The following is a 25,116-nucleotide window of genomic DNA, read 5'->3' on the forward strand; positions in this document are numbered from 1 at the left end:
GTCATTTCCAGGCGCCAAATAACGAGAAAGCCCGTTGCTAATGCAACGGGCTTTTTTCGTTTTTGTCTGGAAAGATGACCGAACGAACATGGTGAAATAAAAAGCCCGAACGCAGTGAGGTTCAGTACGCATGTGGAGTAGGGTGAGGTCCTTGTGCTTATCAAACGAAGCTTGATGCAAGGGATGAACGCGGAGAGCTTTTGACCTGCAGGAAATTCAGACTTCAAGGCATTCAATCGCTGCATATCCATATCCAAAAGACCTATATGTTTACTTCCGCGACTCGCTATAAAGTGAGTGTGTACTCCTAGATAGTTGATACACTCACCAGAGTCGTAGAGCATTTCTAGCGGGGAGTTACAGCGAGATAAATACGTTCGGATTTTTTATAGACTATGAATCCGTTATATAGATATAAATCATTATTCTTATTTAAATCCTCCCGATGCGCTGCAAGATTGCAAAGTACTTTGAGCCTTCTAACCCCTCAAAGGCACAGTTGGTTTCTAGTTACTGATTTATCGATACCTTAGTCGGAATTTCAATATGATTCGCTGAGTTTTGAAAGGCTGATATATATCTGTAAAACTAAGATTTAAATTCCTGTCAGGAAATTGGGACAAAGCATAGGGATGAAGAATATTTTGGTTTTAGAAACCGCAACGGGGCTAGCATTGTGTTGTTTAATCGCTCTTACAGGGATTTGGCAAGCTTGTGTCCGTTAAGGGCAACGGACACTGAAGCTGTAGTACTAGAAGAAAAAGAAGTAGGCGATGATAACGAAGGACATTAATGCGCCCATTATCACGGGATAAATTTGGTAACTGTCTTCTGCCCTACGGGCACGCTTGAAACATAGGTTGACTAGAATAAGATTAAAGATGACCACCATCACTGACGTAATAGCGCCATGACGAAAAGACATACTCTTTATTTCTACAAATAGGTAAAGCAATACAACCCAGTCGAATAAAATCAAATATAGAAAAAGTTTCTGCAGAAAGTCAGGTCCTTTACGTATATATGAAGCAGGCATTGTGATCTCCTTATATTTCACTAAATACCCTGGTTGTTTAGCAATTAAATCGAAAGTAGCCGATTTAAAGTTTGTTACTGATGAGGTGAGTCTGAGATAAACTTATTGCGAGTCGTTATTAGTCGTCCATGATTGTGGGTATCGAACCCGAGTTTGATTGGCTTCTGCTACCTGCTTTGCCTGTTTTAGTACACTTTTTGCAGCGCTGTCTTCAACGGTTAACCCCATCATCTGCTTAAGTTGGTTTTCTGCAGCTGAGGTCATTACTAATACTTCTATACGGCGGTTTGCTGCGGCAGCTGGATCTTCGGCAATATAAGGTACTTGATCAGCCATGCCTGTTACTTGAATGACTTGGTTGCGATTAATTCCGCCGTATTCTAATACCCTTCTTGCTAAAAGTGCACGTTTACTTGAGAGCTCCCAGTTGGTAAAGCTTTTACCTGCATAAGGACTAGAGTCTGTGTGGCCTGAAATGGTTATTTTGTTTTCTACTTGGCTTAATAATGGGCCTAATGCCATTAATAGATCTTCAAAGTATGGCATCATCTCTGAGCTGCCACGAGTAAACATAAATTGATGTATATTATCATGCATTAATATACGTACGCCTTGCGGTACTACTTGCAGTTCGACATTAGCCCCCATACTTACATCACGAATGACATTATCGATTTCTCGTGCAAGAAACTCTAGTTGTGCTTGGGTTTCAAATTTTCCCGGTACTAAGGCGTTTAGTTTAGGACCTCTACCGGCTTTAGCATTTTCCTCGCCAAAAGGAATACGGTTATGCATGGCTGGGCCACTTTTATCTACACCTGTTGAGGTTGCTGGCAGCACGGCTTGCTGAATACCTAAGTTGCCGTTGAAATCCAACATTGAAGGTGCGCCGCCTAAATCAAAGGGATTAATCGAGCCGTTATCGTAAAGGTCGCCGTTTAAGTACTGCACAATCATGGTTCTTTCTTGCTGATCAGCAATCTGCATTATCCATAGCACCATAAAGAGCGCCATCATGGCTAATGTGAAATCAGCGAAAGCAACCTTCCAAGCGCCACCGTGGGTTGACTTAGTTTTAGTGCGTTTTTTTCGGCGAATGATAATTGGCTCGGGTCTGATTAACATTAGCTTTTTTGCTCCGCCATCCAACGTTCAAGCTCAATAAAACTAGGGCGATTTTCACTTTGGATCTGTTTGCGTCCGGCATCTATGGCTTGCATCGGTGGTTTGCCTTTGGCAAATGCGGTTAGGGCTGCTGCGACACAACGCATTTGAGCGGACTTTCTTTCTACCAAATGCTCAAGTGCTTTAGAAAGAGGGTCGAATAAACAGTAGCAGGCAAAGATACCAATAAATGTGCCCACTAATGCAGCGGCAACCTTTACACCAATCATGGTTATGGGGCCGTCTATGTTAGACATGGTAATAATAATCCCCATTACTGCAGCTAGAATACCAAAGCCTGGCATAGCTTCTGCTGTTTTACTTAGAGCATGAGATGGACGCATTCTATCTTCTTCGATACGGTGGATCTCTTCTTCTAGAATATGCTCTAAGTCATGAGGTGAGATTTTACCGATAGATTGTAATCTCAGGTTATCGATAAGGAAGCTAAGTACATTGGGATGTTCTAATACCGCGGGATACATTAGAAACAGCGAGCTTTCGTTAGGGTTCTCAATGTGGTCATCAAGAATGCGTAATCCTTGTGCCTGTATTTGAGACATTAGCATGCCCATTAGGCCAAAAAGCTGAGGATAAAGCTCAGGATCTTCTTGTTCAACACGAAACAACTCTTTAAGTTGCTCAACCATTTCTATCAGGACTGGTTTAGGATTTGCTATCACTAGAGCGCCAATACCTGCGCCAAAAATGATCAGTATTTCAGCTGGCTGCCATAAAGAGACCAATGCTCCTCCAGCCCAAATATAGCCTCCAAATACTGAAAACATTATGATTACTAGCCCTAACAGTTTACTCATTCTATCTCACCTGATTACCGTTCCCATTGGTGGTAGACGTTGTGAAGTTGCTTAACGGCTTGTTTATGCAGTTGGCAAATCCGAGTTTCTGTCAGACCTAATGTTGCGGCAATTTCTTTTAAATTAAGTTCATGTTGATAGTAAAGCGACAGGATCACCTGTTCTCTTTTGTTTAATTTTGAAATTGCCTGGAATAAATATTCTTTTGCTGAAAATTGCTCCAATACATCATTGCTATCAACAAAGTGGCGTCCATCACTAATTAGTTCATCTAAGCTATGCATGGATTCTGATTGTGAAGCAAATAGGCGCTCGCGGTATTCAATAGGGTTAAGAGACATAGCCGCGGCAATTTCTTTGTCGCTAGGCTCACGCTCTAGCTGACGAGTCAGCTTTCTAACCATGTCATTTAGCTCATGGGCTTGCTGTCTTACAGGCCTTGGGCGCCAATCTTGACGGCGTAGCTCATCCAAAATTGCGCCTCGTATCCTTTGACCAGCAAAAGAAATAAAGCCGTTATCATATTCTCCAGGGTAGCGTCTCGCAGACTCGAGCAGTGCCATTAAACCAATCTGCTCCATATCCTCGATAGCTAAAACTGAACCACAATGGCTTCTTAGTTGGGATACTGAACGTTTTACTAAGGGTAAGTATTGCGTCATAACCTGGCCTTCAGAAAGTCGTCTTACCGCAGGATCTTCACTTACTTCTTGGTACGCAGATTGGGCTGTATTCATTGCAAAGACCTTTATTGAATAACCATACGAGTGAATAAGACTTCATCTAATTCAATGGCGAAGTCATTTTTAGCCAGCACAACCGACAGTAAGTTGTGTGCTTCTGTTTGTAACGATTCAAATTGTTTAGCGTTATTTAGCTCGTTAAAGTGCTTGTTGGAAAACATCTTCATTAATGAATTTCTAATAACTGGATCTGCTTGCTCAATGGTGTGAGCTACGTTCGTAGAGCGACTTTTGAAAGCCATTTCGAGCAATAGGTAATGAGGGTATTCGTCACCAGGAATAGAGATAACGAACTTTTCTAATGGGTAAAATTGTGCTGTTGGGGGAGTTTTCTCTGTAGAAAACAAGTCTTTATTAAGCAGTTGTGGAGACTGTGCTCCAAGCCAAAATGAAGCGGCTGTCCAGCCTAGAAGTAAGGCAGAAATAGTGATTTTTTTAGTTAATGCCATAGTTTTAGTCCTTAATTATGCAAGCAAATCAACGTAGTCTTGTTGAGGGGGAACAGTTCTCTCTGCAGCTGATTCATGCATTCCTGCAATTGAGATAACAGGTTGGTTTGGGTCTTGCTGCTGTTTGTTTTGCGACTCGCCTTGACTCACATCAACATCAATTAAGCCGCCATGATCATTAGCTAAATCGCTACGTAACCTGTCGAGGCCAGCTAACATTGCATCACGAATGACTGAGTTGGCGGCATGCATTTGAATATGTAGGCGATCACCATCTAAGCGTACGTTGAGTTCAATTTTGCCTAGTTCTGGTGGATCTAAACGGATCTCGGCTTGCTTTATCTGCTGATCTATTTGAAAACGAATCTGTTCTCTTAGGGGCGAAAGCATATCTTGAGCTTGCTGTAGTAGCGGTGCCGACTGAGTTACAGATACTGGTCCCCACTGTGCAATAGCGCTTTGTGAGCGGGTATTGGTACTAATTAACTGATTAGTCATTGAATCAAGGCCATCTAGATTAGTCGCATCTAGCTGTTGTCCATTGAATGACGTTTGTAGCGCAGACATATGCGATATAGCCGTGTTATTCAGCGTTTTTGTTAACCCTAAATCTAAGTTTAAAGTGTTAGATTGTTTAACTAGGTTTGCATTATTAAAGCTAATCGTGTTTTGGGTGTTTGTAAGGCTTTTTTCTAGATTTGAATTTATATTTTCAGGCGATTTTTGGAGATGTGAAGTGACGCTATTTGCCGTTACTGATGTAAGTTGTTTACCTAGAAAAGCTTGATTTATTCTATTTTGAATATCACCTAAAACATCTATTTGGCTGGCATTATTTTGGCTATAAATGGCGTTGTTAGCGACTAAACCTAATGTAGTTATTTGGGTGTTTATAACAGAACTTTCAGATGTATAAGTCGTATTCGCTAGTCTATTCATGCTATCTGGAGGCAAGATTGTCTGCGGTTGAGCCAATGCGAAAGGCACAGCTTCGTTAACGCTTTCAGTGTCAGCATTGTCATAACTTGTCACCGATGATGCAGGCTTTATCTGGCCGTTAGTCAAGGGGTTAGTAGTGGGCGTAGTATTGATTAATACTGAGTTATTCATAGTTAACCCCACCGCTTGCGCAGGTAAATTGATAAGCAGCAAGGCCATCTTGTTGCTGCTTAAAAATATCCATCTCTTGCTTTAATTGGCCTTGTGCTTGTTGCAATTGCTGCACTATAGCCTGATGAGTATTTGCGAGAGACTGGCGTGCAACTAGCTGTGAGCGGCAAGTAGGCTTACCCGCTTTTATCAGTGCATTAATCATTTTTTGATTTACTATTGCCAATTTTTCCCAATCCTGTGCTTGAGCGTGAAACTGCAGGGCTTTTTCAAACCGTTGCCATTGCTCAATTGAGATTGGACCATCCAGATCTGACATCGGTAATCACCTTGGTAATAGGAGTGAGTGCACTAGTGCTGTTTTCAACACTAGCAACGACTAATTGGCGACTGCAGTAGTCATAAAGCTGATTCAGTTTTGTCGCGACTTCACCACCATTTTCGATATCCAACATTGAATCCAAACCGTGAACGATATTTAGGCACTTATTGATGCTTTGACCTTTATCCTCATAGCTTTTTCTTTGCATAAAACCTGCAGCGCGTTCGATCTCTTCTAGTAGACCATCAAGCAACATACGCACCATTTCATGTGGGTTTGCAGCTGCAGCTCTAGCATTAATAGAGGTTTGCTTATAAGCATTAAAAGGATCGTGCTCGTTTAACATTTTGCTAGAATTCCTTAATAAAACAGCGCACTGGCTGAGTTAAGTTGGTTAATGGTGTTTTCCATTGCGGTAAACTGTGAAAGGTAAATTTGGTATCTTTGTTCCATTTGGCGATCGTGGTTATCCATGCTGGTTTCAACACGTTCAATCTGCTTTTCAAGATTGTCTTTTTTGAGATCCATCGAGCCTTGGAATTTGGTGAAAGGGTCAATTAGGGTGTCGAGTCTATCGATATAGCTACCACTGTCGGTAAACATGGCTTGTATCGCATCAGGATCATCTTTTAGTGCTTTTGATAGCTTGTTTGAATCAATATCAAGCTTGCCGTCACGGCCCATTTCAACGCCAATATCCGATAAACGCATGCCGTTAGAAGCGCTATCAAATATGGCGTTGCGCATACCTTGTTGCAGCATTCTGATGCTTGAATCGCCCTTAAGTACGCCTAATTGGTCTTCGGTAATTGAAGAGTTAAAGTCGTCATCTTTATCGTCTTCATCTTTGTCATCGGTATCGCTATCTTTATCTTCGTTTTCTTTGTTGAGATCATCTAACTCCTGACTGCCCATTGAGCGAGTCAACTTGTTAATCTCATCCATTAAATCGTTAAAGATATCGACAAAGTCCTCTACGGCTTTCTCACTGGCGTCGGTATCTGATTCGATTCTAATACTGCTACTTTCACCAGCGGTATGGGCTTTATTAAGCTCGATTGATACGCCGTCGATAACATTGGCTAAATTGTTGCTGCTACTAGTGATATCGATACCATTTAGATTGACCATGGCATCTTGTGCTGCGCGGCGTTCAGTCACGCCCCAATCGGCACCATTCATAGTGACATTGATATTGTTTGCTGCGCCAGATTCCTTCGAAGAAAGCATAAGCTCAACTTGGCCACCAGTGCGTACCAAAGAAGCTTGAACTCCTGGGTTGTCTGGATGCTCGTTGATCATGCTGGTGAGATCTTTGACGGTAGCTGTGCCATCGGGATTGAGCACTGCCATATCTAGGCTTACACTTTTACCGCCAAGTTGGATTTCAAGTACACCTGTTGTTGGAATTAAAGTATCTTCACTAGCGAAATTTTTAGTCAGTTGGTGTGCTTGCGCAAGTTGCTGTACGTGCAGGTCATAGTTACCCGCTGGTGCGCCACTTTCGACCGTGATGCTGGCATTGTCATCGCTGATTGATGAGGTTTTGCTCTCAAAGGCATCACCGTTAATCTTTTCAAGATTACTGGTCATTTTATCTAGACTGCGTTCAAGGATCTTATAAGCATCAAGTTGTGATTCGTACTTGGTCTTGTTGCTTTCAAATATCTGATCTTTGCCCATACGCTCAGCGGCAATAAGTTGTTCGGCGAATGTGGCGCCACCCATACCTGATATCATTTGATCTCTCCAATTCGTCTATTAATGGCAACCTTTGTGCCATATATTTAAGTGGTTGTTTTTATAGGGTTGTGCTCTTGGTGTGTGCTTGCTATGACCTGGGTTTTTCCGTTTCCCATGGCATAAAGGGAAGTAGGACTTCCGTTATTGAAATTGGTTGATTTATTGCAAACCCTTATCTGATATAAGGCGACATTTGCTGAGGGAGGCTGAAGCGAAAGCGGGATTTTTTATCAATAAAAAAGAGCCCTAAGGCTCTTTTTGAGGTCGGGATAAAAGGGAGGAAGATTAGCCCAATAGACCCATAACCAAACCAGTGTTTTGGTTTGAAGAAGACAGAATGTTTGTACCTGCTTGAACCAGTAGCTGGTTCTTAGTCATCGCAGCAGTTTCAACAGCAAAGTCAGTGTCCATGATACGACCAGCAGCAGCTTTGGTGTTTTCGGTAACGTTAGTTAGGTTAGATGCCGTGTGACCTAGACGGTTGATACTCGCACCTAAGTTAGAACGTTCTGTACCAACAGCATCAATGATTGCATCAACGTTGTCGATTTGAGCTTTTGCTGTCGCAGAGTCAGTAATATCACCAACAAATAGCGCTTTAACGTCAGCGACTTTAGTCGTTACAGTTAACTGCTCAGAAGCTGTGTTAGAAGCACCAATTTGGAAGCCTACACCCGCATCTAAAGAAGTGAATAGCTTGTTTCCGCCGTATTCCGTGCTGTCGATAATACGGTTAGCTTCAGCGTTAAGTTCTTTGTATTCAGCACCAAGCGCTTTAATGTCTTCAGCAGAGTTCACGCCGTTAGCTGCTTGAGTTGCTAGTTCTTTTTGGCGAGAAGCAATATTGTTTAGCTCATCTAGTGCGCCGTCAGCAGTTTGTAGCATTGACGTTGCATCTGAAACGTTACGATTAGCAGTTTCCATACCTGTTACGTTAGCATTTAGGCGAGTCGCAATCTGTAGACCCGCTGCATCATCAGCAGCGCTGTTGATACGAAGACCTGTTGATAGGCGCTCCATAGCGTTGCCAAGAAGGTCGTTATTTTTAGTGACAGCATTTTGAGCGATGTTTGACGCGTTATTAGTCATTACAGATAACATAGGATATTCCTTTGAGTTTTAACGGGTTATTTGTTGTCTATAAACTTAAAACGACGCCTAAATCGAAAACTGAAAGCAGGGCTGAAAATCTTTTTAAAAATATGGTTAAGCCTATGATTTTAATATTTAAATAATTTACAAAAATTAGATTAAAAAAAGCAAAGTTTTAGAAAAATTGGCTTTTTGTCGCTATAGATAAGCATATTTAGGCTTAATCATAGCGAACGATAATGAAGCACTCACTTGTTAGACCTCAATTTGTCACCCACTTCAATTGTATCGGCAGCGAATGTGAAGATAGCTGCTGTTATGGCTGGAATATTCATATTGATAAACAAAGCTATAAAAAAACATTAGCTCATAAAGAACTGAAAGAATTAGCCCAAACGGCACTTAAAAAAGTAAAGAAAAGTGAAGGGGTTTGGGCGCAGGCTGTGCTCAATGAAAATGGTGCTTGTGGGTTTTTAGATGACAACAATCTATGCCAGATCCATGCTAAAGCGGGTGAATCCCTCCTGAGTAATACCTGCAAAACCTACCCTCGAATGGCACACATGCGTGGCAATGATCGTTATGAAAGTCTATCTCTATCTTGCCCTGAAGCGGCACGTAATGTCTTGTTTAGGCCTAATCCATTTCTGTTTGAACAGCGTGAGTTTCATCATGATAAACGCCTTAAGTCCGCGCCACTTTGGGCTGAAAAGGCTTACGACTATTCAATTCAGTTACTGTTAAAGCCTGGTCAGCCACTAGAGTTGGGTTTGACCGCGATTGGTATTTTGATGAAGACGACAGATCGGGTGGCTAATCAAGAACTAAAAAGCAGCGCTATTGACGATATGTTTCAACAGTTGGTTATCCTAAGTGAGAACGGCCAGCTTAAGCAGCATTTTGACGGCTTTAATCAAGATACTGACATTCATCAAATGAATGCGTTTACCTCGATTCAATTATGGCTCAACACCAATAAAGTAAGACGTGGCCGCAGCCGATTTGAATTGATAAATAAAGCGATTTGCGCGTTAGCGGATGACAAGAAAAACATCAGCATGGCCAGTATTAACCAAGCTTGGCAGGATGTTGCGTTACCCGCGCTTGTTGGCCATGAAGCATTGTTTAGCCGTTACTTACTTTACTATTTCTACCATATGCAGTTTCCACAAGTTGATGCATTAACGCCTTCAGAGGCTTTTCGGGTGATGCTGACAGATCTATTTATGTTGCGCTGTTATTTAGCGGTGATGGCGGCTTATCACCAAGGCTTGTCTGAGCACGATATTATAATGTGTTTTCAGGTTTACCATACCAATCGCCAACATAAAGCTAACTATAGTCAGTATGTTACTGGGATATTGAAGCAGTCGAAGTTTGATGATTTGGCGGCAATTTTAACTTTACTCGCTTAGCAATATAGCGCTAAAAAATAAGGCGTCACCATTAAGGATGACGCCGAGCTCAATTGATATTTAAGCCAATAAAGAAGACACATGTGGCCGGGTGAGGTTAGCTTGTGCCATCAGGGAGTTTATTTTCAGTTTAAAAGGCGATGGCTGCATAAGGTTTGCTAGATCATTTAAAGTTGAGTCTATATTTAGCCCCACATCTTTTAGCTTATTGGCTTTGTGCAGCTGTTGCTGAATATGTAGCTGGCTGGTTTGTAGCTCTTTTAATTGCGTATCGACTTTATGGGCTGACTTAGCCACTTTAGCGAGTGATTGCTTAATTTCTTCGTGGCTATTGAAGCGCCATTGCTGTGGATCTTGCCAGCTGAGTTCGGGTTGCACTTTTATGGTTCTTATATCGCCTGCAGGCAGACGCTGCCCTTGCCCGGTCATCAATATTCCAGCCTTAATTTGTTGCCATTGCTGGGGGTGACTTTTAAATATTGTCCGATTGTCAGTTGATTGCTGCACCTCAATATCAAGTGCGGCAAACCCTTGTTTGAGCTTTGCCGTTAATTCATGTGCTTGAGCATTGGCAGGCAAAAGCACTTGGGTTGAGTCTTTTCCTAATTGAATTTGAACAATTTCGTCACGGGGTTTAGGACTCGTAAGATCTACCGATTTTAAGCTAAAACTATGCATTGCTGCTGGCCGATTGGCTGAAATAAGATTGAGCTGGTGATCGATTAGCGGGGCATCTAAATAGCGAATATCTAGCTGAGATAATCGTTGTTGCAATTGCTGGGCGCGACCAATAAATTCACTGTCTACGCTAGCTTTTAAAGCTTGCTGCCCTTGGTTATTTAGCTGCTTTAATAAGTTTTTTGCCTGCTGCAATCCTTGTTCAGCAACTTGTTGTGCACTGATTTTATGTTGTCCTTGAGTGACTTTAGCCCACTTGTTATAGCTTTCTAATCGATGGCTGGGAATAGTCGCAGCTTGGTTATTGTTGCGCTCAGGCAGTAATGGAGAGGCAACCGTCGTTGGCGCAACCCTAGGGTTACGCTGTTGGACATGAAGAGAGTCTGAAATTCCATTTAGCATCGAATTTTCTTTAAGTTAAATAATTGAATGTTATCTACAGGTGGTTAAACAGTGATAGTTGCGATACTTGCACAAAGGTTTGCTGAGTCACTTTTAATGCTGTCAGCTTAACATTGAACTCTGCCGTTGCCTGGGCATAGTCTAAGCCTTCAGTTTCACCAATAACCTCTTTATTAAATAGCACTCGTTCTTCATGGGAAGACTGCACTAAGCTCAGAGTATTTTGCTTGCCGCCAATGTCTGTAATGGCAGAGCTAATACTGTTAAGGCTGTCATCTAAGCTGGTTTGCATATCAATGGCTACTTGGTCAAACGCAGCATCACCTGGAGCTAGTGCAGGATCTTCTAGCGCTGCAATAAAATCTTTAGTCTGATTGAGGATATCTGCGCTGCCATTGGAGAATAAAAAATCAGCCGCGGTGCTATTGGCGGTCATCCAAGATGAACCTGAGGTTTGTACTTCTCGGGTGTTGCTATCGCCTTGGTAAACGTAATTACCGTCGGCATCTTTACCTATTGGCGCTGTGTCTGTTTTGTTGCCTGAAAATAGGTAGTTACCGGCTTCATCTTTGGCATTGACCGTATCTACAAAGGTTTCCAGCAATTCGTTCATTTCAGCGGCATAAGCGGATCTGTCTTCTGGCGATAGGCTACCGTTACTTGCTGAAATGGTGATTTCGCGCATACGACCTTGGAGCTCAACCATGCTCGACATATAGGTTTCTGAGCGGTCAAAGCTAGTCGACAAAGACTCGGTATTTTCAAGGTATTGATTGGTGGCGGCCATGTCTCTTTGGCTGCCAATGACTTTAACTGAGCCAATAGGATCATCTGACGGACGTAAAATGGATTTGCCCGTCGACATCATTTCATTGAGCTTAGAGATATCAAACGTCGACTTTTGTAGGCTGTGTAAATTGTTGCTGTAAAGATTCATCATACTAACGCGCATACAAATGTCCTTAAATACTGTTCAAAATGGTTTGAAATAACTGGTCTGCAGTCGCGATGACTTTGGCATTAGCTTGATATGCTTGCTGATACATAATTAAGTTGGCCCCCTCTTCATCAACATTTACACCGCTGGTGCTTGCCCATTGAGTTTGCGCCTCTAACTGCAACTTTTCAGCAGTATCTTGGCTCATTTTAGCTTGGCGTGAGGCGGAGCCGAGCTCACCAATTTTACTGGCGAAGGCATCGCCCATGGTGGCATCTACGCCCATAGAGCTAAATGAGATGTTCTTGTTCGCGAGTTCGACAAGATCTTTTAGATTGCTGTTGTCACCTGGACTGCCATCTTTACCAAATGCCAGCATGTCGGCACTAAAACCTGTACTTAGGGTTAAACTGCCCGCTGGGTTGGTTGGGTCATAACTAAATAGTGGTGTGGTTGGCGTATTACCATTTAAATCGGTACCGGCTGCTAAAACATTATTAAATTCATCGGCCATGGTCATCGCGAGTTCGTCAATAAAGGCTAGTGAGTCAACCATGCTGTTATCACGATAATCAATGAGTGCGCCTAAGCTGCCGCCAGCAGTTTCATCTAGTGGAAAATTAGATTGGCCAAACTGAATACTGACTTGATTAAAGCGTGGAGATGTCGGATCTGGGCTGACATTAATTTTTGATGCCGTGGTGCCCGAAAGTAACGGCTGGCCTTGAGCTAAAGAGATATTGAGCATGCCATCGGCATCTTCTACCACTTTAACATCAATAATCAGTGATAAGTCATCAACGGCAGCGTCTCTAGCATCTAACAAGGCTAATGGTACATTGCCGCTAGCCTTGGCTTTTTGAATATCGGTATTAAAACTGGCGATGGTGGCAAGTTGCGCATTAATCTCTTTAGCTGAAGCGTGGATCTGCCCTTCGATTTGTGAAACCTGTGCGTTTAAGCCTTCGCTAATAGAGTTGAAGCGCTGGGTTATTGCTTTGGCTTCATTTAAAAAGCCTTGGCGATGAGCTATTTCATTTGGTTGCTCCATTGCTGAATTGAGCGAGGCAAATAGTAGGTCTAATCCTGCTGAAATATTATTGCCCTCAGAACCGAAGATCTGCTCTACCTGACCAAAGTAGCTCGACTGAGTTTTGGTATAGCTTAAATTACTGGTGGTATTCCACAGCTGCGCGACTTCGTATTGGTCTGAAATACGGCGTACGCCATCAACCATAGCACCTGAGCCGCTGCCATAAATGCCATTACCCACAGAGCTGAGCATGGCATGTTGGCGTGAGTAACCCGGAACCATAGCGCTAGCAAGGTTATTTGAGGTGACGGTCAAGGCTGCCATACTGGCATTAAGCCCAGACATACCAATATTGAGCATGCTCATGTTAAATCCTTATCTGTGGTGTAAATGAGTTAATTACTTGTTCATTTACTCAGGTAATTTGCTAATAAAGGGCAGTATCAATGCAGGTTGCATCGCGTGAGTTGTCGGCCCATTGTTTGGTTGATTATTAGAGGCGACCGTCTCAGGGCTAGACTTAAGTCCTGCCGATAATTGTTTAGTCATTACCTCAGCTAACCCCGTGCTTTGCATCTGGCTTAAACGGCCTGCAAGTTCGGCGTCATGCCAGTCGCGATACATACCGTCATTTTGCGACGACAGAGGGCTATCTTTATCAGCCATCACATCAGAAGCTGATCGCATTTGCTTTAATACGGTTTGTAAAAACTGTGCTTCAAACTGCTGACTAACTAGTTTAAGTGCGCCGTACTCGCCGTTAGCTTTGATTAAGTCGCCGGCATCAAGCTGGTTAAGATAACTATGGTTATTGTCGATTTTCATTAGATCACCACCAATTCAGCTTCAAGCGCACCGGCTTCATTTAAGGCTTGTAAAATGGCCATGAGATCCATAGGTGATGCGCCTAAACTGTTGACTGCACGCACCACATCATTAAGCGCAATGCCTTCTGGCCAGACAAACATATGCCCATTGCCTGTATCAATATCGACTTGGCTGTCGGTAGTAACCACGGTTTCGCCCTGCGCTTGGCCTAAGTAGGCACCATTGGGTTGGCTTACCGATTCTTTTTCAACTATGGTGACGGTAAGGTTGCCATGACTAACAGCCGCTTTACGCACCACGACGTCACCGCCCATTACAACTGTGCCTGTGCGGCTGTTAAATACCACTCGTGGTGATTTACGCCCTTGTTCAATTTGTAGTTCTTCAAGCATTGACATAAAGGTCACGCGTTCACGATTTGATTTTGGCGCACGTACAATCACTTTGGCGCTGCTGTCTGCTTCAGCAACGTCAGGGCCAAATAACTCATTGACTGCACGCTCAATGTTGCGGGCCGTTTTAAAGCTGGGATCGATAAGGTTAAGCACGATATTTTCGTTATCGTTAAAGTCACTGCTCATATCGGCTTCGAGTAGGGCGCCGTTGGGAATATTGCCTACGGTTGGCACGTTAATGGTAATAGAGCTCCCATTTCGACCTTGCGCCGAGACGCCGCCAACCACTAAATTGCCTTGGGCAACAGCATAAATTTCGCCATCAACAGCGCGCATAGGTGTCATCAGTAGCGTACCTCCACGTAAACTCTTAGCATCACCGAGTGATGACACTGTGATATCTAATGTTTGTCCGGGACTTGCTAATGGTGGCACTGTGGCATGTACCGCGACCGCAGCCACGTTTTTTAACTTTGGATCGGTTTTATCATCAATCTGCACCCCAAACTGCTTCAACATATTGACGATAGACTGGCTGGTAAAGCGCACTTGATTACGGTCACCGGTGCCATCTAAGCCAACGACTAATCCGTAACCTACAAGTTGGTTATCACGGATCCCTTGTACATCAACAATATCCATTAAATATCTGTGCTGTACCTGAGCTTGGACGGGTAGCAAAGGTGATAGGCTCAACAGTACGCTGGCGATAAACAGGGCAATTTTTTTCATTAACACAATCCTGACTTTTACACGGAAACGGCTGATCACAATGGGAACCATGGGCTGTTAAAATATCGCGCCGCCCAACCCATTCGATTGCTATCTGAAATGGCGCCTTGGCCGCCATAAATTATGCGCGCATCGGCAATACGTTGGCTGGAAATTGTGTTGTCGTTACCAATGTCATCGGCGCGAATAAGCCCAAGTAGACGCAGGTATTCGTCACCTTGGTTGAGGCGTAGCCACTTTTCACCACGGATAAGCAGTGCACCGTTGGGGAGAACCTTAGCGACGGTTACAGTAATAGAGCCCGACAATTGGTTTTGCTGAGTGCTAGAGCCTGTGCCATTGAACGAGCGTCCCATATTTGCTTCGCCGTTGCCGCTGATAGCGTTACTACCCGTGGTAGCTTGGCCATCAATCGACATTCCGCCTGTTTTACTGGTTTTGGTGTCGGCACGTTTGCTTGAGTAAGTCTTTTCGTCGAGAGCGACGGTAAGAATGTCGCCCTCGCGAAATGCACGTTTATCTTTAAATAACGTCAGCATAAATCCAGGACGATAAACACTGCCATTTTCTGCTGGTGGCAGACTGTAATCGATTTCTGGTGGAGCCCACTCAGGTTTACCCGGCGCAGTATCTGCTTCTGGAATATGAGCAATACAGCCAGACAATAACATTGCCATTGCTAAGCTTAACCAAAGAGATTGCATACGGGCTCCTATGTTGAATATCATCATTTGTTAGTCGATAGCGTGCTGGTTTACAGCGCTTGGTTTAAGAACTTGAGCATGTCATCTGACGCTGATACCACTTTGGCATTCATCTCATAAGCTCGTTGGGTTGAGATCATCTCAACCATCTCTTCAACAACGTTAACGTTAGCGCCTTCGAGTGCGCCTTGGCGGATCTGGCCTAAAGCCTGGTCACCTGCAATGCCTTCAACGGCGGCGCCTGATGCACCTGTTTCGCGGTAAAGGTTGTTGCCACGAGCCTCAAGACCTGCTGGGTTGGTAAAGTTAACCAAGGTAATTTGCCCTAGCTCTTGGGCGTCGGCTTGACCAGCCATTTGTGCCGATACCACACCGTCGCTGGCAATCGTCACCGTTAGAGCGTCTTCAGGGATCTCAATATTGGGTACTAAAGGTAAGCCTTGAGAGGTGACCATTAAGCCTTCGCTGTCACGGTAGAATTGACCGTCACGTGAAAAACTGACTTCACCATTGGCTTCTTCAATTTGGAAAAAGCCTTGGCCTTCAATCGCTAAATCTAACTGCTGATTAGTGGTCAGCATGTCACCTGGGGTAAATACCTTTTGCGTGCCAACTACGCGAGTACCAGTACCTAGCTGTAAACCCGATGGCAGTTCGTTTTGCTCATCAACTTGGCCACCAGGTTGGCGCTGCACTTGATAAAACAGATCATTAAATGCCACACGATCGCGTTTAAAGCCGGTGGTGTTTACGTTTGCCAAGTTGTTGGCAATGGTGGTCATCTTAGTATCTTGGGCGGTTAAGCCGGTTTTACTGACCCATAAAGCTGATTGCATAGCGGTATTTCCTTAAAAATAGGCTTCAAAAACTGAGATTAGGCGTCACGTAACAGGCGGTTACCTGCTTCTGCCAGCTTTTCGGCACTCTTCATCAGTTTGACTTGCACTTCAAATTGGCGACTTAAGTCCATTGCAGCAATAAGCTCGCTTACGGCTTGCACGTTGCTGGCTTCAAGAAACCCACTACTGACCGTCACCTCGGCATTAACAGGTAAAGGTTGGCGGTCTTGGGTATAAAGTAAGCCATCTAAGCCTTTGCTCATCGTGTTGATATCGGGATTAACTAGCTTAAGCTGGCCAACTTCTTCAATCACGCCACCTTCGTCAGCCACTATGCTGAGTCGGCCATCTTCACCAACAAATAGCTCGCGGTACTCTGGTAGCACAATTGGCCCATCAACTCCGGCAACAGGGCGACCATCTAGGGTTAATTGGCCATTTTCATCTGGCTGAATCGCACCTGAGCGGGTATAGCCTTCACCGTCTTCAGTCATAACGGCAAATAAACCTGCGTCATTAATCGCCAGATCTAAGATTCTGCCAGTTGGGTTCATGGCGCCGCTTTGCTGGCTAAAGCCACTGCTTTGGGTTTGCGCTAGCACGCGGGTCTGCAAGCTGTTACCGGTTGCGGCTACAGTCATGGCATTAACGCGCTCTAAGTCTGCTTTAAACCCCGTTGTGTCAGCATTGGCCAAATTGTTGGCGCGAATAGCTTGCGCCTCCATGACTCTGGCGGCCCCCTTGGCTGCGGTATAAATCATTCTGTCCATGGATTAGGCCTAAATCACGTTCAGCAAGGCTTGCTGCATGGTTGAGTTAGCGTCTAACACTTTGGCGTTGGACTGGTAGTTGCGTTGGGCGGTCATTAGGTTGACCATCTCAGCGGTGGTATCGACGTTTGAGCCTTCAAGGTACCCCCCCGCAATTGCGCCTAAGGTGCCGGTTGTTGGCGTACCAATAATTGGCTGCCCAGCGGCATTAGTCGCGGTCCATGCGTTATTACTGATCGGCGTTAAACCGTTAGGATTGTTAAAGTCAGCCAGTACCACTTGGCCTTGTAGTTGTTCTTGGCCGTTGGTGTAAGTACCAAAAAGCATACCGCTTTCATCTAAGCGGATGCCGTTTAGCTCACCAGAGGTGTAACCGTTTTGGCTAAGGCTAGAGTTGTTGTAATCAGAGGCATACTGGGTACTCTTGTCATAGCTTAGAGCGAGGTTGAGATCTGACGCGCCACCAACAATATTCGGGTCGGTAATATCTAGACTGATATCTGCGCCGCTAGTCAGCATACCGTCTGAGTCAAACTCTAGTTCATGACCACCTGTTGGCGTTACATCGGTGTCACCCATCATGTAGTGCACAGACCAAGTATTGTCGTCAGTCTTAACGTAATACTGGGTTAATGCATGCTCTTTTCCTAGCGAGTCATAAGCCGTAACAGTACTTGATGAGTGGTAGGTTGAAGCGTCATCTGAGTCGAAAGGTGTCACCGCTGGGTCTATAGCCTCTACGCGAGCATCTAAGTTTGAAACCAAGCCAATATCGCTGGTGGCTTTTGCTGGTAATGAACCCGCTTGTACTTGTAGGTCGGCTACGTTACCTGTTTGCAGATTTCCTGCTGCGCTAACTGAGTAACCTTGTAAGCGGTTGCCTGCTGGGTCGGTAACAAAACCATTAGCATCTTGGTTAAACATGCCGGCTCTAGCGTAAGTGGTGGTGCCATCTTGGCCACTTAGTACGAAAAAGCCTTCCCCCTGAATGCCCATATCTAACTGGCGTCCAGTGTAAGTTAAGCTACCGCTACTACTGAAGTTTTGGCTGGTGGACATTACGTTTACGCCACCGGCTTGGCCGCCATTGTAAATCGCTGAAAACTCACTGCGACCACCACGAAACCCGACTGTCGACGAGTTAGCGATATTATTACTGATGGTGTTGAGATCTTGTGTGGTTGCTTGTAAGCCACTTAACGCAATATTGAACGACATAAATTAAGTCCTTGAAAATTAGTTATGAAACTTCAGAGATTTCCAGCACGGAAATCGTGCCAAGGCCATTACCTAGTTCAGCCATCATCATTCCTGACGCGCTGATAAAATGAATTTTTTCGATTTCTGCTTTTACAAATGTGTCAGCTTTCTTGGTTACTTCACCCGCAGTGGTATTAGCAACAATGCTGTATTCGCCAGCAGGTAGGCCTAATGCTTTAGGGTCGATAGTAAAAGGTGTGTCACCGACTTCTTGTGAACCTAAATTTAGGGTATGTACCACTTCACCATTGGCGTCGACGATATCGATATTGAGTTCTTCGACGGCATTATTTAGGAAGACTTTTCCCTCTAGCGGCTCCTCTTCGATGTTGAACTCTGAGGCTGGCACCATAGCGTCTTTACCGACTAGTTGTGCTGATTGCACAATGCCAAGGTTTTCCATAATCACCATTTGTGTCGATTGGTTAGCGCGCATCTGCTCCAAGCTCTCTACCTGAGAAAACTGTGCCAGCTGAGTTACGTATTCTGTGCCATCAACTGGGTTGGTAGGATCTTGGTTTTGGATTTGGGCAATCATCAAGGTCATAAATTCGTTCTTGATGGATGCGGCGTCGTTACCCGGAGAGTTAACGATGGCATCAACAGGATTAGTGTTGTTATTAGTTGCGCTAGTGACGTTCATTATTTCGCTCCCAGTTGCAGTAAGCCTTGCTGCATTGAGCGGGCTCGATTCATGATTTCAACATTGGTTTCAAATGAACGGCTTGCCGCCATCATGTCGGCCATTTCTTCTACGGTGTTAACGTTGGAGTAGGCTACGTAACCTTGTTCATCGGCATAGGGATGGTCTGGCTCATAACGTAAGTCGAGCGGCGCATCGGACTGCACTATTGCCGCAACTTCAACATGAGCCCCTGCCACTTGGCCTTCTTGGGTTTGCTGATAAATGGTCGAAAACACGGGTTTCAGGGCGCGAAAGGCCTCGTCTGGGTTTTCAGCCGCAGCACCAGCGTTAGCTAAGTTACTAGCAACGGTATTTAAACGAATGGTTTGGGCGTTCATTCCCGCACCAGCAATTTGATAGATTTCTGCAAATGACATAGTGGTTTACTGACCTTCGATTGCTGTGCGTAAACCTGAAATCTTCATATTGAGAAAAGTCAGGCTGGTTTGGTAATCCATCGCATTTTGTGAGTAGCGCGCTTGTTCTTTACCTAGCTCAACCGTATTTTGGTCGGCCGAGGTTTGGTAAGGCACACGATAGCTTGCTTGAAAATTACGCTCTGGAGACATGCCTGCATTGATCTGCAACATCACATTTTTAAAGTCGAGATCACGTGCTTTGTAGCCAGGAGTTTCGGCATTGGCTAAGTTACCTGCCAAGACTTTGCTGCGCTCAACGCGAAAGTCGAGTGTGTGTGGGTGAATGCCTAATGCGGCATCGAGGTTGATAGCCATTACGACTCCTAGTATGGTATGTCCAAATTTATTGCTGCATGAACAATCAATTAGTGTGCCAGTATTATTAAATTAGGATTTTCAATGGTTTGCTTTAATTTGGTGTCAAGTAACGGAATCTCTATTTCCTACTTCCTCTTCATTGTTTCCTGTTTATTTCCGCAGCTTAGTGCAGCGCAAACAAGCCACACAACGCCAGAGCAGATTGAGTATGCTCTACAGCAGTTGCTTAGTACTGAAATACGCCAATGGCAGCAGCAGGCAGGCTTAAAACAGGTCGACTTTATGCTGAATATTAAAGTCCCATCAGGAGCTAAGCGCTTGCCACTGTGTCCTAAAAAATTAGCTGTCGATGCTGCCAGCGGCATTCCAATTGGTAATGTTCAGCGCAAGATCAGTTGTCAGGAACTTGGTTGGAGTTTGTATGTGCGAGCCTCTGTCGCTGTGACTGCAACCATCCCAGTACTTAATCGAGTACTCAAGCGGGGTGAGTTGATTACTGCGGCCGATATTGAGTGGAAAAGCATTGGGCTGGGAGCACGTGACAAAGACTTAATCACCGATGCAAAACAGATTGTAGGTCAGCAAGTGCAGCGTAAAATTCGTCGTTATAAAGCCATAAAAGCGGTGCAGGTCACGGCACCTAACTGGGTAAATATTGGTGACCGAGTGATTATTGAAGCGAGTAGTAATGGTTTCTATGCCAAGATGCAGGGCGAAGCGTTAGAGGCGGGTGGTGCGGGAGAGGCTATTAGAGTTAGAAACCTGAGTTCTGGTAAGGTCATTTTTGCTTATCCACTTGCACCTGGACGTGTAGCGACTCAGTTTTAATTATTTGCCGTGAGCCGGTTAAATCATGGCTAAAAAAATGCCGCAGTTATTTCAGATTGAAGCCAAAGTGTCGCTTTAATTACTTAGTAAGCGAATTTGAGATAACCGTTATGGAAATTAGTAAGTTAAATAGCACAATCCATACTGAATTGGCGATGAGCAAGAGCAAAACCCCTGTCATGCCACTTGCTGAGGCGTCAGCTGTCATTAAACCTCAGCAGGAAGTGAGTGACGATTGTCGTCTTATTGAATCTGCACAGCCTCAGTTAGAACAGTTACCTGACTTTGATTTAGGTAAAGTTGCGCAAATACGCCAATCATTAATTGATGGTAGTTTTGAGCTAAATCTAGAGCAACTTGCGGAAACTATGGTTCAACAACATGGATAATGCAGTGCCTAGTAAGCGTGAATTAGTACAGGCGATAGTGCGTGGTATTAAGCAAGATACCGAAAGCTATAAGCAGTTAAAAAAGCTGTTGAATCGTCAGCGAGAGCTGATGCAGTGTCGTGATAATCGAGGCCTTAACCTGCATAACAAGCTGCAATCTAGCTTGTGCGAAGACTTAATGTATAAGGCAGATCTACGTCGACAGATGCTAGAGTCTTTAGGTTTTGCAGGTAACGCGAGTGGCATGCAAAGTTTGATCAATAAAATGCCGCCAGCCTCGGCAGGTCAAGTGACGCTGTTATGGCAAAACTTACTGATTACGGTTAAGGAAAGTCAGCAGGTGAACGAGGCTAATGGCAAATTGTTAGTGGCGCAGCAAGAGGTGATTAGCCAATTGCTTCATCCAGGTGGCGACAATAAGTTTGATTATGGTGCAATGCGAACCCTGTAAAACCGTTAAAGACCTGATAAACGGTATTATCTATTTTGGCTATAACTAGCTGCGAACATAACGCGCCGCTAGGTCATCCAACTGTTTTTGTTCTTGCTTCTGCTGTAACTGTTTACCTTGTTGCAAACGCTCATTGTAAAGCCACTGTATGCTTTGTTGACGCCCAAGTTGCTTATGCCATAAACCATGCACACGATGCTGCTCTTGTTGTAGTAATAGCTGTTTGCGGGTCAATTGTTTAAGCATAGGTTCGATGACTTGGCACATCTGCGCATTATTCTGCAACAACATCGCAGAGGCGCAGCGGCTATTAACCTCTGAGTAGTCGCTGATCATTTGACCTAGTTGTTGCTTTTGCTGCTCAATCCGGTTGATTTGTTGTTGAGCGCTATTTTTCTGCTGTCCCAGTTGACTGAGCTTTTTCTCTTCTTGTTGGCATAGTCGCTGTAGCTGCTTCATTTATGCGGCTCGGTCGTTAACGAAAACCCCATTTGAGTCACAAGTAACTCTAAAGCACTTAGACTTTGAGGAAGGTCGGCTAGAGTACGGGTTTCTTGACGCAAAAATGCAGACATTTGCGGATAAGCGTTAACAGCCATATCCATTTCTGGATCATGGCCTGCTTGGTAGCCACCAAGTGGCAGTAGCTCTTTAACTTCGTTATAGCGGCTATTGAGGTGACGGAACCATTGCCCTTGCTTTAGCGTCATCGGTGCCGCCACTTGCGAGGCTAAACGACTTACCGATGCGCCAATATCAATAGCCGGAAAATGACCTTGTTCCGCAAGCTTGCGATTTAGCACTATATGGCCATCTAAGATTGCTCGGGCAGAATCGGCAATAGGGTCTTGCTGATCATCGCCCTCGGTTAATACGGTATAAAAGGCGGTGAGGGTGCCGCTAGGGTGCTGACTGTTGCCCGCCATTTCTACTAAGCTAGGTAGCAAAGCAAATGCTGACGGCGGATAGCCTTTGGTTGCAGGTGGCTCACCTAAGCTAAGCGCTATTTCACGCTGCGCTTGAGCGTAGCGAGTTAAAGAGTCAACCAGCATTAATACTTGCTTGCCTTGGTCGCGGTAACCTGCAGCAACTTGATGACATAAGCGCATGGCGCGCATTCGCATTAAGGGCGTGGTATCAGCTGGGGCTGCAATGACAACTGCGCGTTTTCGTCCCTCTTCACCTAATGCCTCTTCAATAAACTCTCTCACCTCACGGCCACGTTCACCAATGAGACCAACCACAACAATATCGGCCTCTGTAAAGCGAGTCATCATGCCCAGCAGGACACTTTTACCCACGCCTGAACCAGCAAAAAGTCCTAAGCGCTGCCCGCGGCCGACAGGGAGTAGGGCATTGATGGCCCGAATACCTACATCTAGCGGTTCGGTAATGGGTTTACGTTTGAGCGGGTTGGTGGTTTTAAATTGCAAAGGCACTTGGGGCAAATGTTTGATACAGCCAAAATCATCTAAAGGTTGACCTAAACCGTCGAGTACTCGGCCAAGCAATCCCATACCTGAAGGGATCTGGTAACGGCCTTCAATTGGCATCACCCGCGCACCGGGCATTAATCCGCTGGCGTGTTCAATCGGCATTAAGCAAAGGGTGTCTTTGTAAAACCCGACGACTTCGGCTTCAACTAAATGATTATCTCGGCATTCGATATGGCAACGGTCGCCAGTGGCGAGTTGACAGCCCACGGCTTCAAGTAAGAGACCGTTAACTCTGGTTAAGCGACCATAGACTTGAGCGACAGGGATTTTGGGCCAATTTAAGATATCAGCATTAAGCTTCAACGTTGGCCTCGTGTTGTTCTTTAGCTGCTAGTGGCATCTGTTGTAGATGCGTCTCCACTTGCGTCATACAGCGGTTTAAGCGTGTTTCAACTGAGGCATCAGCATCGGCAGTATCACTTACGATGCGGCAACCGCCGGCACTAATGCTGGCATCTGGCACTAGGCTCCAAGACTTAACCTTGTCGGCAGCCAACTCGTTAAGCTTATCAACGGCGCTTGGTTCTAAGTGAATTTTAACCTTGCTAGGATCATCTGGCAGTGCTGCTAGGGTTTCTTCAATGAGTGTGAGAATTTGTTGTGGCTGTAAGGTGAGTTCACAGCGGATCACTTGCAACGATACTCGGCGTACTAAGTCGAGAATTAACGACTGTTGCTGCAATATTTGCTGATTATGGCCCTCTTCAAGTACCGCTTGCAGTGCCCCTAAAGGCGCAATCAAGCTGTTGAGTTGGTCTTCAACATTATCTTTGCCTTTTTGTTGCCCCTCAATACGACCTTGGTTAAAACCTGTTGCATAGCCAGCCTGACGTCCCTCTTCTTCACCTGAGCTAAAACCTGCTTGATGACCCTTTTGCACACCTTCGTCATAGCCTTTATCGAAAGCTTGTTGAAAGTCCTGCCAGCCAGCGCCTTCTGTCTCGCTCGGGGCTCCAGTTTCAATTAATGGTGAAAAACGGTGACGGCGAGGGTGCTGGCCAACTAAACGCCAACGTGGATCGGCTTTATTTACTGTGTCATTCATTATTCAACAACCTGCTCTTCAAAGAGTTGTAGCTCTATTTCGCCATCATCCATCATCTGTTTTGCTAGCTCCATAATCTCTTTACGAGCCGCAATTGCTTGGCTTAATGGTACTGTGCCAATCGCTTCCATTTGGGTTTCTATTGCCGATGACATACGTTTAGGTAGCGCGCTAAGTAATGCTTGCTTTAAGTCGTTGTCGATGCCTTTTAGCGCGAGAGCAAGTACGTCGGCAGGCACAGCTGCCATGACTGCTTGCAAGGTTTCAGGCTTTTGGCGACCCAAAATAATGAAGTCAAACATGTTGTCTGCAACATTATTCGCGAGTTGTTTGTCATGTAGCTTGAGCATCTCCATAAGTTGCTCACGGTTGCCGTCAAAGCGATTGAGGATGTCGGCAACTTGGCGCACACCGCTAACTTGGGTATGGCTTTTGTCCATAGCATTTAGCATGCAGCGTTCTACCAATTGTTTAAGCTCATTAACCACTTCGCGGTCAATATCTCCGAGTTGAGCTATTCGCAGTAATACGCCGTCTTGATCTTCTGCCGGTAAGCTTTGCAGAACTAAAGCAGCATTTTCTGGTGGCAGTAGTCCGAGCAATACCGCTTGTAATTGGCAATGTTCATTGGCAATTTCACGAGCAAGCAACTGTGGGTCAACCCACTCTAAACGTTTTACTAAGGTTTTGATTTCGTCACCGTAAATGGTATCAATCAGACCTTTAGCTACACGATCTCCAAGGGCAAGATCTAAAGTTTTTTGCAGGTATGAACGAGACGCTCTGGCAATACCTGATTGCTCTTGGTATCGATTGAAAAAACGACCGATAACGGCTTCAGCTTCATGTTGGGTAATGCTCGAGAGTCGCGCCATTTTATAGCTTAAGTGTTGAACATCATTTCTGTCTAAGTGCGCCATAACTTGAGCCGCAGCTTCTTCACCCATGCTAAGTAAAAGCATGGCTGCTTGCTCTAGGTTGTCCATTTTTAGTGTGATTGCATTGTTGTTCACGA

General features: G+C 44.7%; 31 protein-coding genes. 4 read left to right on the forward strand and 27 right to left on the reverse strand.

All coding sequences use genetic code 11. The features are described from left to right. The 11 genes from AB4298_RS06835 to AB4298_RS06885 all read right to left on the reverse strand — a co-directional run. Positions 1 to 245 (reverse strand): hypothetical protein (locus AB4298_RS06835; protein WP_371986155.1); only part of this gene is annotated, 245 nt, incomplete at its 3' end. A 506-nt stretch (positions 246 to 751) separates the two neighbouring features. Next, positions 752 to 1,036: a hypothetical protein gene (locus tag AB4298_RS06840; protein ID WP_371986157.1), complete on the reverse strand. Its 285-nt coding sequence runs from the start codon at positions 1,034 to 1,036 to the stop codon at positions 752 to 754. Positions 1,037 to 1,138: 102 nt separating this feature from the next. Further along, complete coding sequence (locus AB4298_RS06845) at positions 1,139 to 2,161, reverse strand: flagellar motor protein MotB (protein ID WP_371986158.1); 1,023 nt, start codon at positions 2,159 to 2,161, stop codon at positions 1,139 to 1,141. After that, positions 2,161 to 3,018 carry a flagellar motor stator protein MotA gene (motA, locus tag AB4298_RS06850; RefSeq protein WP_249000203.1) on the reverse strand — a complete coding sequence of 286 codons (858 nt, stop codon included), beginning with the start codon at positions 3,016 to 3,018 and terminating at the stop codon, positions 2,161 to 2,163. The genes AB4298_RS06845 and motA overlap by 1 nt, the downstream gene beginning before the upstream one ends. A 14-nt stretch (positions 3,019 to 3,032) precedes the next feature. After that, a complete protein-coding gene (fliA, locus tag AB4298_RS06855; protein ID WP_371986159.1) occupies positions 3,033 to 3,755 on the reverse strand; it encodes an RNA polymerase sigma factor FliA in 723 nt (240 codons plus the stop codon). A gap of 11 nt (positions 3,756 to 3,766) precedes the next feature. Next, positions 3,767 to 4,210, reverse strand: coding sequence for a flagellar basal body-associated FliL family protein (locus tag AB4298_RS06860; RefSeq protein WP_371986160.1), 444 nt, complete (start codon positions 4,208 to 4,210; stop codon positions 3,767 to 3,769). 15 nt (positions 4,211 to 4,225) lie between these two features. Further along, positions 4,226 to 5,320, reverse strand: a complete 1,095-nt coding sequence (locus AB4298_RS06865; RefSeq protein ID WP_371986161.1) for a flagellar hook-length control protein FliK — start codon at positions 5,318 to 5,320, stop codon at positions 4,226 to 4,228. Beyond that, complete coding sequence (locus AB4298_RS06870; protein ID WP_249000207.1) at positions 5,313 to 5,639, reverse strand: hypothetical protein; 327 nt, start codon at positions 5,637 to 5,639, stop codon at positions 5,313 to 5,315. The genes AB4298_RS06865 and AB4298_RS06870 overlap by 8 nt, the downstream gene beginning before the upstream one ends. Then, entirely contained in the window at positions 5,608 to 5,988 is a 381-nt protein-coding gene (gene fliS / locus AB4298_RS06875; RefSeq protein WP_249000208.1) for a flagellar export chaperone FliS, read from the reverse strand. Before fliS ends, AB4298_RS06870 begins: the two co-directional genes overlap by 32 nt. Before the next feature lie 14 nt (positions 5,989 to 6,002). Continuing rightward, on the reverse strand, positions 6,003 to 7,382 hold the full coding sequence (fliD, locus tag AB4298_RS06880; protein WP_371986162.1) for a flagellar filament capping protein FliD: 1,380 nt from the start codon (positions 7,380 to 7,382) through the stop codon (positions 6,003 to 6,005). A 288-nt stretch (positions 7,383 to 7,670) separates the two neighbouring features. Further along, a complete protein-coding gene (locus AB4298_RS06885) occupies positions 7,671 to 8,486 on the reverse strand; it encodes a flagellin N-terminal helical domain-containing protein (protein WP_249000210.1) in 816 nt (271 codons plus the stop codon). A 230-nt stretch (positions 8,487 to 8,716) separates the two neighbouring features. Between AB4298_RS06885 and fliB the strand changes: the two genes are divergently transcribed. After that, positions 8,717 to 9,892, forward strand: coding sequence for a flagellin lysine-N-methylase (fliB, locus tag AB4298_RS06890; RefSeq protein ID WP_371986164.1), 1,176 nt, complete (start codon positions 8,717 to 8,719; stop codon positions 9,890 to 9,892). Between the two features lie 60 nt (positions 9,893 to 9,952). On the opposite strand, the gene AB4298_RS06895 is transcribed toward fliB, so the two are convergent. Genes AB4298_RS06895 through AB4298_RS06950 form a run of 12 tightly spaced genes read right to left on the reverse strand, consistent with a single transcriptional unit; the run spans position 9,953 to position 19,889 of the window. Beyond that, positions 9,953 to 10,972, reverse strand: coding sequence for a hypothetical protein (locus AB4298_RS06895; RefSeq protein WP_371986165.1), 1,020 nt, complete (start codon positions 10,970 to 10,972; stop codon positions 9,953 to 9,955). 34 nt (positions 10,973 to 11,006) lie between these two features. Further along, positions 11,007 to 11,924 carry a flagellar hook-associated protein FlgL gene (gene flgL / locus AB4298_RS06900; RefSeq protein WP_371986166.1) on the reverse strand — a complete coding sequence of 306 codons (918 nt, stop codon included), beginning with the start codon at positions 11,922 to 11,924 and terminating at the stop codon, positions 11,007 to 11,009. 10 nt (positions 11,925 to 11,934) lie between these two features. After that, positions 11,935 to 13,308 carry a flagellar hook-associated protein FlgK gene (flgK, locus tag AB4298_RS06905; protein ID WP_371986167.1) on the reverse strand — a complete coding sequence of 458 codons (1,374 nt, stop codon included), beginning with the start codon at positions 13,306 to 13,308 and terminating at the stop codon, positions 11,935 to 11,937. Positions 13,309 to 13,353: 45 nt separating this feature from the next. Then, positions 13,354 to 13,767, reverse strand: a complete 414-nt coding sequence (locus tag AB4298_RS06910) for a rod-binding protein (protein ID WP_249000215.1) — start codon at positions 13,765 to 13,767, stop codon at positions 13,354 to 13,356. Further along, positions 13,767 to 14,897, reverse strand: coding sequence for a flagellar basal body P-ring protein FlgI (locus tag AB4298_RS06915; protein ID WP_371986168.1), 1,131 nt, complete (start codon positions 14,895 to 14,897; stop codon positions 13,767 to 13,769). The genes AB4298_RS06910 and AB4298_RS06915 overlap by 1 nt, the downstream gene beginning before the upstream one ends. A 35-nt stretch (positions 14,898 to 14,932) precedes the next feature. Beyond that, positions 14,933 to 15,601 (reverse strand): flagellar basal body L-ring protein FlgH, encoded by a 669-nt coding sequence (flgH, locus tag AB4298_RS06920; RefSeq protein ID WP_249000217.1) that lies wholly within the window; start codon positions 15,599 to 15,601, stop codon positions 14,933 to 14,935. A 50-nt stretch (positions 15,602 to 15,651) separates the two neighbouring features. Further along, on the reverse strand, positions 15,652 to 16,437 hold the full coding sequence (gene flgG / locus AB4298_RS06925) for a flagellar basal-body rod protein FlgG (protein ID WP_249000218.1): 786 nt from the start codon (positions 16,435 to 16,437) through the stop codon (positions 15,652 to 15,654). A gap of 38 nt (positions 16,438 to 16,475) precedes the next feature. Next, positions 16,476 to 17,210, reverse strand: coding sequence for a flagellar basal-body rod protein FlgF (locus AB4298_RS06930; RefSeq protein ID WP_249000219.1), 735 nt, complete (start codon positions 17,208 to 17,210; stop codon positions 16,476 to 16,478). 9 nt (positions 17,211 to 17,219) lie between these two features. Beyond that, on the reverse strand, positions 17,220 to 18,428 hold the full coding sequence (flgE, locus tag AB4298_RS06935) for a flagellar hook protein FlgE (protein WP_249000220.1): 1,209 nt from the start codon (positions 18,426 to 18,428) through the stop codon (positions 17,220 to 17,222). Positions 18,429 to 18,450: 22 nt separating this feature from the next. Further along, entirely contained in the window at positions 18,451 to 19,113 is a 663-nt protein-coding gene (locus AB4298_RS06940; protein WP_249000221.1) for a flagellar hook capping FlgD N-terminal domain-containing protein, read from the reverse strand. Further along, on the reverse strand, positions 19,113 to 19,532 hold the full coding sequence (gene flgC, locus AB4298_RS06945; protein WP_249000222.1) for a flagellar basal body rod protein FlgC: 420 nt from the start codon (positions 19,530 to 19,532) through the stop codon (positions 19,113 to 19,115). Before flgC ends, AB4298_RS06940 begins: the two co-directional genes overlap by 1 nt. Before the next feature lie 6 nt (positions 19,533 to 19,538). Beyond that, positions 19,539 to 19,889 carry a flagellar basal body rod protein FlgB gene (locus tag AB4298_RS06950; RefSeq protein ID WP_249000223.1) on the reverse strand — a complete coding sequence of 117 codons (351 nt, stop codon included), beginning with the start codon at positions 19,887 to 19,889 and terminating at the stop codon, positions 19,539 to 19,541. Positions 19,890 to 19,991: 102 nt separating this feature from the next. Between AB4298_RS06950 and flgA the strand changes: the two genes are divergently transcribed. From flgA to flgN, 3 genes are all read left to right on the forward strand, one after another. Continuing rightward, a complete protein-coding gene (gene flgA, locus AB4298_RS06955) occupies positions 19,992 to 20,720 on the forward strand; it encodes a flagellar basal body P-ring formation chaperone FlgA (RefSeq protein WP_371986169.1) in 729 nt (242 codons plus the stop codon). A 110-nt stretch (positions 20,721 to 20,830) separates the two neighbouring features. After that, positions 20,831 to 21,109, forward strand: a complete 279-nt coding sequence (gene flgM / locus AB4298_RS06960; RefSeq protein WP_249000225.1) for a flagellar biosynthesis anti-sigma factor FlgM — start codon at positions 20,831 to 20,833, stop codon at positions 21,107 to 21,109. Continuing rightward, the gene (gene flgN, locus AB4298_RS06965; protein ID WP_249000226.1) at positions 21,102 to 21,560 is read left to right on the forward strand and encodes a flagellar export chaperone FlgN; all 459 of its coding nucleotides are present in this window, start codon (positions 21,102 to 21,104) and stop codon (positions 21,558 to 21,560) included. Before flgM ends, flgN begins: the two co-directional genes overlap by 8 nt. Before the next feature lie 45 nt (positions 21,561 to 21,605). Here flgN and AB4298_RS06970 read toward each other — a convergent pair whose 3' ends face one another. From AB4298_RS06970 to AB4298_RS06985, 4 genes are read right to left on the reverse strand one after another with little or no spacing between them, the layout of a single operon-like run. Next, complete coding sequence (locus AB4298_RS06970) at positions 21,606 to 22,019, reverse strand: flagellar FliJ family protein (protein WP_249000227.1); 414 nt, start codon at positions 22,017 to 22,019, stop codon at positions 21,606 to 21,608. Continuing rightward, positions 22,016 to 23,359: a FliI/YscN family ATPase gene (locus AB4298_RS06975; RefSeq protein WP_249000228.1), complete on the reverse strand. Its 1,344-nt coding sequence runs from the start codon at positions 23,357 to 23,359 to the stop codon at positions 22,016 to 22,018. The genes AB4298_RS06970 and AB4298_RS06975 overlap by 4 nt, the downstream gene beginning before the upstream one ends. Beyond that, a complete protein-coding gene (gene fliH, locus AB4298_RS06980; protein WP_249000229.1) occupies positions 23,349 to 24,101 on the reverse strand; it encodes a flagellar assembly protein FliH in 753 nt (250 codons plus the stop codon). The genes AB4298_RS06975 and fliH overlap by 11 nt, the downstream gene beginning before the upstream one ends. Next, positions 24,101 to 25,087, reverse strand: coding sequence for a flagellar motor switch protein FliG (locus tag AB4298_RS06985; protein ID WP_249000312.1), 987 nt, complete (start codon positions 25,085 to 25,087; stop codon positions 24,101 to 24,103). Before AB4298_RS06985 ends, fliH begins: the two co-directional genes overlap by 1 nt. Positions 25,088 to 25,116: the final 29 nt, after the last annotated feature.

It is taken from the genome of Shewanella sp. 10N.261.52.F9 (assembly GCF_041471165.1).
In the GTDB taxonomy this organism is placed as follows: domain Bacteria; phylum Pseudomonadota; class Gammaproteobacteria; order Enterobacterales; family Shewanellaceae; genus Shewanella; species Shewanella marinintestina.

Bases quoted from the DNA above. Each gene is read 5' to 3' on its own strand.
- AB4298_RS06840 (WP_371986157.1), bottom strand. From the start codon at position 1,036: ATGCCTGCTTCATATATACGTAAAGGACCTGACTTTCTGCAGAAACTT.
- AB4298_RS06845 (WP_371986158.1), bottom strand. From the start codon at position 2,161: ATGTTAATCAGACCCGAGCCAATTATCATTCGCCGAAAAAAACGCACT.
- motA (WP_249000203.1), bottom strand. From the start codon at position 3,018: ATGAGTAAACTGTTAGGGCTAGTAATCATAATGTTTTCAGTATTTGGA.
- fliA (WP_371986159.1), bottom strand. From the start codon at position 3,755: ATGAATACAGCCCAATCTGCGTACCAAGAAGTAAGTGAAGATCCTGCG.
- AB4298_RS06860 (WP_371986160.1), bottom strand. From the start codon at position 4,210: ATGGCATTAACTAAAAAAATCACTATTTCTGCCTTACTTCTAGGCTGG.
- AB4298_RS06865 (WP_371986161.1), bottom strand. From the start codon at position 5,320: ATGAATAACTCAGTATTAATCAATACTACGCCCACTACTAACCCCTTG.
- AB4298_RS06870 (WP_249000207.1), bottom strand. From the start codon at position 5,639: ATGTCAGATCTGGATGGTCCAATCTCAATTGAGCAATGGCAACGGTTT.
- fliS (WP_249000208.1), bottom strand. From the start codon at position 5,988: ATGTTAAACGAGCACGATCCTTTTAATGCTTATAAGCAAACCTCTATT.
- fliD (WP_371986162.1), bottom strand. From the start codon at position 7,382: ATGATATCAGGTATGGGTGGCGCCACATTCGCCGAACAACTTATTGCC.
- AB4298_RS06885 (WP_249000210.1), bottom strand. From the start codon at position 8,486: ATGTTATCTGTAATGACTAATAACGCGTCAAACATCGCTCAAAATGCT.
- fliB (WP_371986164.1), top strand. From the start codon at position 8,717: ATGAAGCACTCACTTGTTAGACCTCAATTTGTCACCCACTTCAATTGT.
- AB4298_RS06895 (WP_371986165.1), bottom strand. From the start codon at position 10,972: ATGCTAAATGGAATTTCAGACTCTCTTCATGTCCAACAGCGTAACCCT.
- flgL (WP_371986166.1), bottom strand. From the start codon at position 11,924: ATGCGCGTTAGTATGATGAATCTTTACAGCAACAATTTACACAGCCTA.
- flgK (WP_371986167.1), bottom strand. From the start codon at position 13,308: ATGAGCATGCTCAATATTGGTATGTCTGGGCTTAATGCCAGTATGGCA.
- AB4298_RS06910 (WP_249000215.1), bottom strand. From the start codon at position 13,767: ATGAAAATCGACAATAACCATAGTTATCTTAACCAGCTTGATGCCGGC.
- AB4298_RS06915 (WP_371986168.1), bottom strand. From the start codon at position 14,897: ATGAAAAAAATTGCCCTGTTTATCGCCAGCGTACTGTTGAGCCTATCA.
- flgH (WP_249000217.1), bottom strand. From the start codon at position 15,601: ATGCAATCTCTTTGGTTAAGCTTAGCAATGGCAATGTTATTGTCTGGC.
- flgG (WP_249000218.1), bottom strand. From the start codon at position 16,437: ATGCAATCAGCTTTATGGGTCAGTAAAACCGGCTTAACCGCCCAAGAT.
- AB4298_RS06930 (WP_249000219.1), bottom strand. From the start codon at position 17,210: ATGGACAGAATGATTTATACCGCAGCCAAGGGGGCCGCCAGAGTCATG.
- flgE (WP_249000220.1), bottom strand. From the start codon at position 18,428: ATGTCGTTCAATATTGCGTTAAGTGGCTTACAAGCAACCACACAAGAT.
- AB4298_RS06940 (WP_249000221.1), bottom strand. From the start codon at position 19,113: ATGAACGTCACTAGCGCAACTAATAACAACACTAATCCTGTTGATGCC.
- flgC (WP_249000222.1), bottom strand. From the start codon at position 19,532: ATGTCATTTGCAGAAATCTATCAAATTGCTGGTGCGGGAATGAACGCC.
- AB4298_RS06950 (WP_249000223.1), bottom strand. From the start codon at position 19,889: ATGGCTATCAACCTCGATGCCGCATTAGGCATTCACCCACACACACTC.
- flgM (WP_249000225.1), top strand. From the start codon at position 20,831: ATGGAAATTAGTAAGTTAAATAGCACAATCCATACTGAATTGGCGATG.
- flgN (WP_249000226.1), top strand. From the start codon at position 21,102: ATGGATAATGCAGTGCCTAGTAAGCGTGAATTAGTACAGGCGATAGTG.
- AB4298_RS06970 (WP_249000227.1), bottom strand. From the start codon at position 22,019: ATGAAGCAGCTACAGCGACTATGCCAACAAGAAGAGAAAAAGCTCAGT.
- fliH (WP_249000229.1), bottom strand. From the start codon at position 24,101: ATGAATGACACAGTAAATAAAGCCGATCCACGTTGGCGTTTAGTTGGC.
- AB4298_RS06985 (WP_249000312.1), bottom strand. From the start codon at position 25,087: ATGGACAACCTAGAGCAAGCAGCCATGCTTTTACTTAGCATGGGTGAA.